The sequence below is a fragment of the Paenibacillus sp. E194 genome, assembly GCF_000935845.1.
GTDB lineage: Bacteria > Bacillota > Bacilli > Paenibacillales > Paenibacillaceae > Paenibacillus_B > Paenibacillus_B alvei_B.
The window spans coordinates 1-10317 of sequence record NZ_JMDX01000205.1; the positions used below are offsets into that span (position 1 = coordinate 1).

4 protein-coding genes and 1 pseudogene are annotated in these 10317 nt (G+C 54.5%); all 5 read left to right on the top strand.

The features are described 5' to 3' along the window. Positions 1 to 1805, top strand: a 1805-nt coding sequence (locus AZ66_RS22200; protein ID WP_044356844.1) for a thioesterase domain-containing protein, incomplete at its 5' end; no start/stop codon positions are given. Then, positions 1795 to 3621 carry an ABC transporter ATP-binding protein gene (locus AZ66_RS22205; protein ID WP_044356845.1) on the top strand — a complete coding sequence of 609 codons (1827 nt, stop codon included), beginning with the start codon at positions 1795 to 1797 and terminating at the stop codon, positions 3619 to 3621. The genes AZ66_RS22200 and AZ66_RS22205, both read left to right, overlap by 11 nt. Before the next feature lie 53 nt (positions 3622 to 3674). After that, a pseudogene (locus AZ66_RS32970) lies at positions 3675 to 4432 on the top strand (ABC transporter transmembrane domain-containing protein); the annotation flags it as partial. A gap of 276 nt (positions 4433 to 4708) precedes the next feature. After that, complete coding sequence (locus AZ66_RS32975; protein WP_231586995.1) at positions 4709 to 5350, top strand: ABC transporter ATP-binding protein; 642 nt, start codon at positions 4709 to 4711, stop codon at positions 5348 to 5350. Between the two features lie 230 nt (positions 5351 to 5580). After that, positions 5581 to 10317, top strand: a 4737-nt coding sequence (locus tag AZ66_RS22215) for a non-ribosomal peptide synthetase (RefSeq protein WP_044356846.1), incomplete at its 3' end; no start/stop codon positions are given.

A 10317-nucleotide genomic window follows, 5' to 3' on the forward strand; every position in this document is an offset into this window, starting at 1 on the left:
AACAGGTCACGATTTTGAACCAGACGCCAACGTACTTCTACCAGCTGCTGCGTAAGGTCTTGGCGGACCATCCGTACGATCTGCGGATTCGCAACGTCATCTTCGGAGGCGAAGCGCTGAGTCCGCTGCTGCTAAAGGGCTTCAAGACGAAGTACCCGGAGACGAAGCTGATCAATATGTACGGCATTACCGAGACGACGGTTCACGTGACGTATAAGGAAATTACGTGGGTGGAAATGGAGGCGGCGAAGAGCAATATCGGCAAGCCGATCCCGACGCTGAAGGTGTACGTCCTTGATGAAAACCGCCGCCCAGTACCGATTGGCGTAGCGGGCGAAATGTACGTGGCCGGGGAAGGCCTTGCGAGAGGATACCTGAACCGTCCGGATCTGACGGCGGAGAAGTTCGTCGATTCCCCGTTTGCGGAGGGGGAGAAACTGTACCGCTCGGGCGACTTGGCAGCTTGGCTGCCGGACGGCAACATCGAATACCTGGGCCGGATCGACCACCAAGTGAAAATCCGCGGGTACCGGATCGAGCTGGACGAAATCGAGACACAGTTGCTGAAGATCGCCGCTGTGCAAGAGGCCAAGGTGCTCGACCGCGACGACGCGAATGGCCAAAAGCAGCTTGTCGCTTACTACGTCGCGGAAACGAGGCTGGCGGCGCATGAACTCAAGGAGGAGCTCGCCAAGCAGCTTCCAGGGTATATGATTCCTTCGCATCTCGTGCAGCTTTCGCTGATGCCGCTGACCCCCAACGGGAAAATCGACCGCAAAGCGCTGCCTGCGCCGGAGGAAGCCGCGGCCGGAGGAGCGGAATATATTGCGCCGAGAACGCTGCTCGAAATGAAGATCGCCCGCGTCTGGCAGGATACGCTTGGCGTTCCGCAGGTCGGCGTAAAGGATAACTTTTTTGAGTTGGGTGGCAATTCATTAAGTCTGATGAGGCTCGTTCAAGCCGTTTACGATGAAACGGGCATTGAGATACCGCTGAACCGCCAATTCCATCATGTAACAGTTGAAGCCATGGCTTTCGGAGAGGGGGATCTGGGCCTGGATAAAGGGGGAGACTCCTTCATTAAGCTGAATAAAGCAGGAGATCTGAACGTGTTCTGCTTCCCTCCGGGCAGCGGCTTCGGCATCGGTTACCGGGAGCTCGCAAGCAGGCTCGATGGCCGATTCGTACTTTACGGCATTGATTTTATCGACGATGCCGCTGATTACGAGACCATGCTGAACCGTTATGTTGACGAGATCGTCCGTATCCAGCCCAAAGGACCTTACGTGCTGCTCGGCTACTGCTTCGGGGGCAACCTAACGTTCGAGGTAGCCAAAACGATGGAGAAAAGAGGGTATTCCGTAACGGACGTACTCATGGTGGACTCGTGGATTAAGGACACGCTGACGCCATCAGAAACGTCAGAGAAAGAGCTTGAAGAAATGGTTGCCGATTACGACGAAGAAGAGAAGGAATTGATGAGCAACCCGCTTGTGCGGGAGCGGGTTCATCAGAAGGTCAAAGCGACTTTGGCGTACGAAGCGCAGCTTATTAACTCCGGCACGATCTCGGCCCGGATTTACGAACTGATTGCGAAGGACAGCGAAGCGTTCCGCTTGGAGCACCAATTGCCGTCCTGGCGGGGGGCAGTGACGCAAGCTTACGCCGATTACCGGCTGGAGGGCGCGCACGAGGAATTACTGGAACTCGCGCGCGTGGACGAAACGGCCGTTGTCATCCGGGATATCTTAGAGCAAGTCAAGCGGCAGATCGAAGCGGAGGCCGGGGTACTGCATGGTAGCTGATCGGCAGCCGTCCGTTCAAGAACAAGGCACAGCGGCGCCTTCCAAGCGCCAAACCCCTTACGCCACCTGGAAAGCGTTCCGCTGGCTGATGTCCTATGTAAGCCGTCACAAAGGCTGGATGATCGTCGGTACCTCGTCCGCAATTGCCGCCGCCGTTATTGAGATATGGACAGGAAGTTTGATCGAGCAGCTGACCACCCAGGCCGAGAAGGGGGCGGGGCCTTTCGTTCTGCAAATCGTATACACGGTCTTTATGGTCATCTTGATCGGTGTACCGGCGAAGTTTTTCATGAGCTTCGGCGTGGAGCGAAGCAGCGCCTCTGCGGTGCGGGATATCCGCAACCACGTCATGCGTCATATCGGCAAACTCCCGGTCTCCTATTTGGAAAAGCAGCACTCTGGCGACGTGTTGTCGCGGATCAACAACGACCTGCAGCTTATCCAGCAGTTTATGATTCGGGATCTTGCCCAGTGGTTTTATCATCCGCTATTGTTCATCGGCTGTTTCGCTTATTTGATCTACCTCCAATGGGAGCTGATGCTGTCGAGCCTGCTGTTATTTCCTGTAGCGCTGCTGGTTTCCCAATGGATCGGCAAGCAGTTGGAGCGGTTGACGGAGGAAGCCCAGGCGAATATGGGCCGAATGAACGTCAACCTCCAGGATACGCTTGGGGGTATGCCTGTTGTAAAAAGCTACCTGCTATCCGGCATGTTATCTCGCTCCTACCAAGTGCTGCTGCAATTGACGGCCCAAAAAAAGCTGGCCGTGAAAAAGCGGGAAGCCTGGGTCAACCCGCTGCTTTCCACGCTGATGATCAGCCCGATCATTTTCGCCGTCAGTTACGGAAGCTATTTGATCTACAACGGGCAGCTAGGCGCGGGAGAGCTGATCGCCTTCCTGTACTTGCTGAATCTGTGTCTGGAGCCGCTAGAGCATATTCCCGAGCTCATCACGCGGACGTTCGAAATGGCCGGTGCCCTGAGAAGGGTCTCTGAAATCGTCGAGCAGCCGACCGAAACGGAAAATGGCCGTTCGCTTCCGAAGGCGAGCGCCGCCCCCATCGAGTTTCAGAACGTAACCTTCGGGTATGAGGAGAGTTCCCCGATCCTGCGGAATGTTAGCTTCTCGGTGCCGGAAGGGAAGACGATCGCGCTTATCGGAGCGAGTGGCGGAGGGAAAAGCACGGTGTTTAAGCTTGTATGCGGCTTTTATCCGCTTCCGGAGGATCAGGGGGAGATCCGCGTATTCGGCAGCCTGATCGACGGCGCCGATCCGGAGCAGCTTCGGTCACATTTTTCCGTAGTAACCCAGGATTCATATTTGTTTAGCGGCACGATCGCCGAAAATATCGGCTACGGGCGGGAAGAAGCGTCGATGGACGAGATTATTGAAGCCGCCAAAGCCGCTCAGGCGCATTCCTTCATTATGCAGCTTGAGGGTGGATACCAGACGTATGTCGGAGAGCGCGGAGGCTTTTTGTCCGGTGGGCAGCGCCAGCGCATTGCAATGGCCAGGGCTTTTCTGAAGGATGCTCCCGTTCTTCTGCTGGACGAGCCAACATCGGCTCTTGATCAGGAGTCGGAAAGCGCGGTTCAGAAAGCGCTGGGCGTATTGATGAAGCAGAGAACCACGATGGTGATTGCCCACCGGCTTTCTACAGTACAAAATGCCGACGAAATTTGGGTCATGGAACAAGGAAATATTGTGGAAAAGGGCACTCATGAACAATTGCTGGAAATGAAGGGGCTATACGCCCAGTCGTACTACCAGGAATTTACCGAGTCTGCCGAACGCAGGGAGGTGGCGTACACATGAAAAAGGGCGGATGGCTCTCGCAAGTGAAAGAACTCGGCTACTTGCTGACCTTTATGAACCGCAAGCGCAAAACCCAGTATGCCATTGGCCTGGCCGTAACGGCGCTCACCCAGACATTGTTCCTGATCGCTTTCAGTTTGATCGTACATAACTTGGTTGATTTCGCCGTGTCCCAAGATACGTCCCTGATGGTGGAAGCCTTTATTATTTTGGGCGCGGCCTTGTTCCTGGAAAATGTGATTTCTCCCTGGTTCATTTACTTATACCAGCGCAGTGTTGAGCTGACTGTGCTGAACATCCGCAAACGTCTTTATGACAAGTTGTGCCGGGTGCGGCCGAGATTCCTGGAGCAGACGCACCATGGGGACTTGATGTCCCGGGTGAACAACGACGTAACGACCGTTGAGTTTACATTCTCGCAGGTTTACTTCGTTTTGCTGCTTCAAGTTTTTTTTGCATCGGCTCCATTGTCTCTATGATGTTGATCGATTGGCGGTTTGCCGGCGTATCCTTCGTCATTCTGCTGCTGTCCTCCGTGGTTAGCCTGAAATTTGCGCGGGATATTCGCGTCTTGTCCGAACAAGGCTTGCAAACGCTCGGTAAAATGACCGAAAAATTCAAAGATTTTATGGGCGGCATTCAAATTGTGAAGCTGTTCCGCATCCGCACGATTTACGGCCAGTACGAGGCGTTGAACGAACAAATGACGCAGACGCTTCGGCAAACCGCGCAGAAAAACGGCATGCAGGCTGCGGTGAACCATTTTATCAGCTACGTCACGTTCTGCGGCGTCATCGTCATCGGCAGTCTTCTTTATGCCTACGGACTGATGGGCATGGGAAGCGTCGCTACCCTGGCGGTTCTGCAAGTGAATCTGACGCACGCCTTGTTGGACTTGGGGATCGTTCTGTCGATGACCCAAAATTCGCTCGCGGGCGCTCACCGAATTCAAGAGGTACTAAGAGAGGAAGAGGAACCGGAGCGTTTGGGATCTCCTTACAGCGAGCTCGTGTCGGAGGCTGCGGTGGAGTTTCGCGATGTGGAATTTTCCTATCAGGCGGATAAAAAGGTGCTTGTTGACATGTCCATGCAGGTGTTTCCCGGCCAGGTCGCCGCTATCGTGGGGGCCAGCGGCAGCGGCAAAAGTACGCTGATTAAGCTGCTGCTCGGCTTTTATCCTGTGAACAGCGGAGAAATCCTGCTCCAAGGCAAACCGTTCGGCCATTACACGCTGGACGAAATCCGCAGGCAGATTGCATACGTTCCGCAGGAACCGTTCTTATTTACCGGCACGATTGAGGAAAACATTCGCTACGGCAACCCGGATGCAACGGATGAGGAAGTAATTGAAGCGGCCAAAGCGGCGTACGCTCACCATTTCATTCAGGAACTTCCTGAACAGTATAAAACGTCGGTGGGAGAGAGGGGAGCGTCGTTGTCGGGCGGACAAAGGCAGCGAATTGCGATCGCCCGGGCAATTCTCAAAAACGCCCCGATTCTTCTGCTGGACGAAGCGACTTCTGCGCTGGATAACGAATCCCAGCATTGGGTACAGCAGGCCCTGAATGTATTGATGAAGGGGCGCACCACCATTCTGATCGCGCACCGTCTCAGCACCGTGGAACATGCGGATTTGATTACCGTCATGGACCAAGGGACGGTCGTCGAGCGGGGCCGCCATCAGGACCTGCTGGCGCTCGGGGGTTATTACGCCCGGTTGTACGGCTAGACCCGCTTTGCGGCGGGCGGCTTACGACTTGCGAATGCGACAGAGCCTTTTAGTAATCCAAGGTATGACTTTATAACTGGTATTTACCAGATAACGTAGACACGAAAAAGGGGGAAGAGTCAGCAGAAGCCGTTCCGGGAATGGCCTGCGTGGTTCTTCTTAAGAGTGACTAAGTTAGATCTAGGTACAAAGCCTATCTATAAGAATCTCTAAAACGGGAGTGTGTCGATGTGAGAGAGAATACCAACGGGCAGTATGAACTTACGCAAGCCCAGCGCCGAATATGGTTCATGGAAATTATGAATCCGGGAACGTCCATCACGATGCTTTCCGCGACCTACCAGATTACGGGCCAGATCGACACACAGCTTCTGGAGCAAGCTGCGGCGGAGATCGTCAAAACCTATGACGCTTTCCGAATCCGCATTAGCGGGGATTTGCAAAATCCAACGCAGTGGTTCGAAGAGCCGGAGAATGTCCAAGCCAGGATAAGCCGCCTCGAAATAGGCACAACCGAACAATTCTATGCTTGGGTGAAAGAAGTAAGCGAAAAACCGGCCAGCGTGTTCGACGAACACCTCCACCAATTTACGATTATCCATTTTGCGAACGGCCAAGTATGGCTCAATTTGACGGTAAATCATATTATCGCCGACGGCCTGTCCGTCACTGCTTTGCTGCATGCGGTGATGGAAAAATACCTGGAACTGCGCAAAGGCATCTCCAGCAGTTACTTGGCCCCTTCCTATCTGGATTATATTTCAGCGGAGCGTGAATATGAGCATTCGCAGCGTTATCAAAAAGGCAAGGAATACTGGCTGACGAAGTACAACACTTTGCCTGAAACAACCGGCATTAAATCGTATCCGCCATTCGCGATCGGCAGCGAATCCAATAAACGGGCCATCACTTTGGACGGTTCCCGGTATGAACGCATTCTGGCCTTTAGCGAACAATATCAGGTCAGCTTATATACGTTATTTCTGTCCGTCATGTATGCCTTGCTATACAAGCTGACCGACAGCACCGATGTTCCGGTCGGCACGGTGTTCGCCAATCGCACCAGCAAGAAGGAAAAAGAAACGATCGGCATGTTCGTCAGCACCGTGGCTACGCGGATTCATCTGAATCCAGACGGGGACGTGCTTTCCTTGATCCAAGCGGTTTCAAAGGAGAATACGGCGGATCTGCGGTATCAGAAATACCCTTATAACCAATTGATCCAGGATTTGCGCGAACAACACGGCCGCAACGATCTTTCGGGACTGTTCCGCACGTCTTTGGAATATCTGCCTTTGAAAATCGTGGAGTACGAAGAAATCAAGGTACGCCTGGAGGCTCACTTTGCTAAACACGAGATGGATGATCTGTTGCTGCGCTTCGACCATATGCTGACTGAAGGTCATGTCATTCTCCATGCTTCCTATCGTACCGGCCTGTTCGAGACGGCCGAGATTGATCGGATTATAGAACAGTATGTAACCGTTCTGGACCAGTTTCTTCAGACTCCAGAACTGTCGGTACACGAGATTTCTCTGCTGAGCGATGAGGAGAGACACCGCATTCTGGGCGTTTTTAACCCGCCGGTGTCAGGGCTGAGCGAGTGGGAAGCATTTCATCGGTATGTTGAAAAGTTTGCCCGGGAAATTCCGGATCATCCGGCAGTCGTCTACATGGACAAGCAGCTGACCTACGGCGAATTGAACGAACGCGCCGAGCGGCTGGCTTCTCTCCTTCGCGAACAGGGCGTGGGAAGGGAGACGATTACGGGGATCTGGGCGGAGCGTTCGGTGGAACTGCTGGTCGGGGTGCTCGCCGTTTGGAAAGCCGGCGGAGCCTATGTACCGCTGGATCCCGATTATCCGGCGGAGAGGATTGAATACATGCTCAGCGATAGCGGTGCATCGGTGCTGCTTACACAGCGTCATCTGTTGGAGCGGGCCGGAGGTTGGTTGGCCGATGACCGGCTGAAACTTCAAGCTGTCTATGCCATGGACGATGAACAGATTTATAACAGGGATGCCTTAGCCGTGGAATTTGAATCTGCCGATAGTGCCCCGCAAGACTTGGCTTATTTGATTTACACCTCGGGTACGACGGGACGCCCGAAAGGCGTCATGATCGAACACGGTAGTCTCGTGAATACGGCGGATGCGTACCGTCGCGAGTATCGATTGGATCAGTTCCCGGTGCGGCTGCTGCAGCTGGCTAGCTTCTCGTTTGACGTATTCGTCGGAGACATTGCGCGGACGCTGTATAACGGAGGCACGATGGTGATTGTGCCGAAGGATGACCGGATTGACCCGAACCGCTTATACGGTTGGATTCGGGACCAAAACATTACGGTATTCGAATCGACACCTGCGCTAATCCTGCCATTCATGCAGCATATTTATGAAGAAGGGCTGGACGTTAGCTCCATGCAGTTGCTGATTACCAGCTCGGATGCTTGCAGTGTCACCGATTACCGATTGCTGCAGGAAAGATTCGGCGGACAATTCCGCATCATCAATAGCTATGGCGTTACCGAAGCGGCCATTGACAGCAGTTTTTACAGTGAGCCGCTGGATAAGCTGCCGCAGTCGGGTCATGTGCCGATCGGCAAAGCTTGGCTGAACGCCCGGTTTTACATTGTCGATGCCGCGTTAAATCCGGTTCCTGTAGGGGTTCCGGGCGAGCTTGTCATCGGCGGCGTCGGGGTGGCGCGCGGGTACTGGAACCGTCCGGACCTAACCGCCGAGAAATTTGCGGACAGCCCGTTTGTGCCGGGCGAACGTCTGTACCGTACAGGCGATTTGGCCCGCTGGCTGGAAGACGGCAACGTTGACTTCATCGGCCGGATTGACTATCAGGTGAAAATTCGTGGGTTCCGGATTGAACTCGGCGAAATTGAAACGGCCCTGCTGCGTTTCCCGGGCGTCAAGCAGGCTGTGGTGACAGACCGTACAGATGAGCAGGGGCAAAAGTATTTGTGCGGCTACGTGGCGGCGGATGCTTCCTTGCAGCTGAGCGATCTGCTGTCCCAATTGAAGCAAGAGCTGCCGACCCATATGGTCCCGGCCCGGCTGGTGTCTCTTGATAAGCTTCCACTTACTCCGAACGGCAAAATTGACCGTAAAGCGCTGCCTGAACCGACCGGAGAGGTAGAAGCAGGCCGTGAGTATGTGGCTCCTCGCACAACGCTGGAAACAAGACTTGCTCTCATTTGGCAGCAGGTGCTGGGTATTGCGCGAGTTGGAGTCGAAGACGATTTCTTTGACCTGGGTGGTCATTCCTTGCGGGCCTCCACGCTGGTTTCCAAGATTCGGAAAGAACTGCAAGTCGAGGTTCCGCTGCGGGACGTTTTCCGCTACACCACGATCGAACAGCTGGCCCAAAGAATCGGCGGTTTAAAGAAGCAGGAGGCGTATGAGATTACAAAGGCAACTGAGGCCGAGTACTATCCGGTTTCATCCGAGCAAAAGCGTCTGTACGTCCTGCGCCAGCTTGACGGGGCCGAGCGAAGCTACAATATGTCGGCGGCGCTTCTTCTTGAAGGCAAGCTGGATCGCCTGCGCGTCGAGCACGCGTTCCGGGCTCTGATTCAGCGCCATGAGACGCTGCGTACCGGGATCGAGCAGGTTCAAGGCGAGCTTGTGCAGCGCATCTATGACGAGGCGGAGTTTGCTGTTGATTATTTCCAGGCGAGCGATCGGGAAGTGGACCAAGTGGTGGAAGCTTACTATCGCCCGTTTGATCTGACCAAGCCGCCACTTCTCCGCATCGGCCTGATCGAAGTCGCCGAGGATCGCCACATTCTGCTGTTCGATATGCACCATATCGTCTCGGACGGCATATCGACAGCGCTGCTCTTCGATGAGTTCAGCCGCCTGTATCGGGGCGAGGAGCTGGCTCCGCTGCGCATTCAATACAAAGATTATGCCGGTTGGCAGCATTCCGAAGCTTACGGGCAGATGCTCCAGCCGCAGAAGGAGTACTGGCTGGAAGAGCTGTCAGGCGAGCTGCCGGTCTTGGAGCTGCCGACGGACTTCCCGCGGCCAGCGGTGCAAAGCTTTGACGGCCGGACCGTAAAGTTTTATATCGGGAAAGAGCGGACGGATAAGCTGAAGGAGCTGGCGGCACGGACGGGGACGACCCTCTACATGGTGCTGCTGTCGGCTTACTCCATCCTTATGCATAAATATTCGGGTCAGGAAGATCTGATCGTCGGAACGCCGATTGCCGGAAGAACGCAGGAAGAAGTGCATCCGATCGTAGGAATGTTTATCAATACGCTGGCCATTCGCAGTCGTCCGGAGCGTTCCAAGCCGTACCTTTCGTACCTGAAAGAAATCAAGGACATCACGCTCGGGGCTTTCGAACACCAAAATTATCTGTTCGAAGACTTGGTGGAAAGTCTTCACATTCCGCGCGCGACTGGTCGGAATCCGCTCTTTGATACATTCTTCTCCCTGCAAAATACGGAGAATGAGCAAATTGTCATCGAGGGGCTGGAGCAATCGTTTTATCCGCTGGAGAACCGAACATCCAAGTTCGAGCTGCTCCTGGACATTTCTGAGCTGGACGGTCAGCTCGAATGCCGGTTGGAGTACGCTACGGCTTTGTATAAGCAGGAGACCGCGGAGCGGTTCGCCAAACATTATGACAAGCTGTTAGAAACCATCGCAGCAGCGCCGGACGGGGATATTGCCTCGCTGGAAATGCTCACAGAGGAGGAAATCCGCGAGCTGGTACGCGGTTTCAACGATTCGGAGGCGGACTACCCGAGGCAGCAGACGATTCATGGCTTGTTCGAAGAGCAGGCGGAGCTTTATCCGGACAACGTGGCCGCCGTCATGAACGAGTGGCAGCTGACCTACCGCGAGCTGAATGAGCGATCCAACCGCCTTGCGCGGAAGCTGCGGGAGACGGGAGTAGAAGCGGACCAACTGGTAGCGATTCTGGCTGAACGCTCGCTCGATATGGTC

What these genes read in the sequence shown, in the direction of transcription:
- AZ66_RS22205 (WP_044356845.1), top strand. Translation starts at nt 1,795, where the DNA reads ATGGTAGCTGATCGGCAGCCGTCCGTTCAAGAACAAGGCACAGCGGCG.
- AZ66_RS32975 (WP_231586995.1), top strand. Translation starts at nt 4,709, where the DNA reads ATGCAGGTGTTTCCCGGCCAGGTCGCCGCTATCGTGGGGGCCAGCGGC.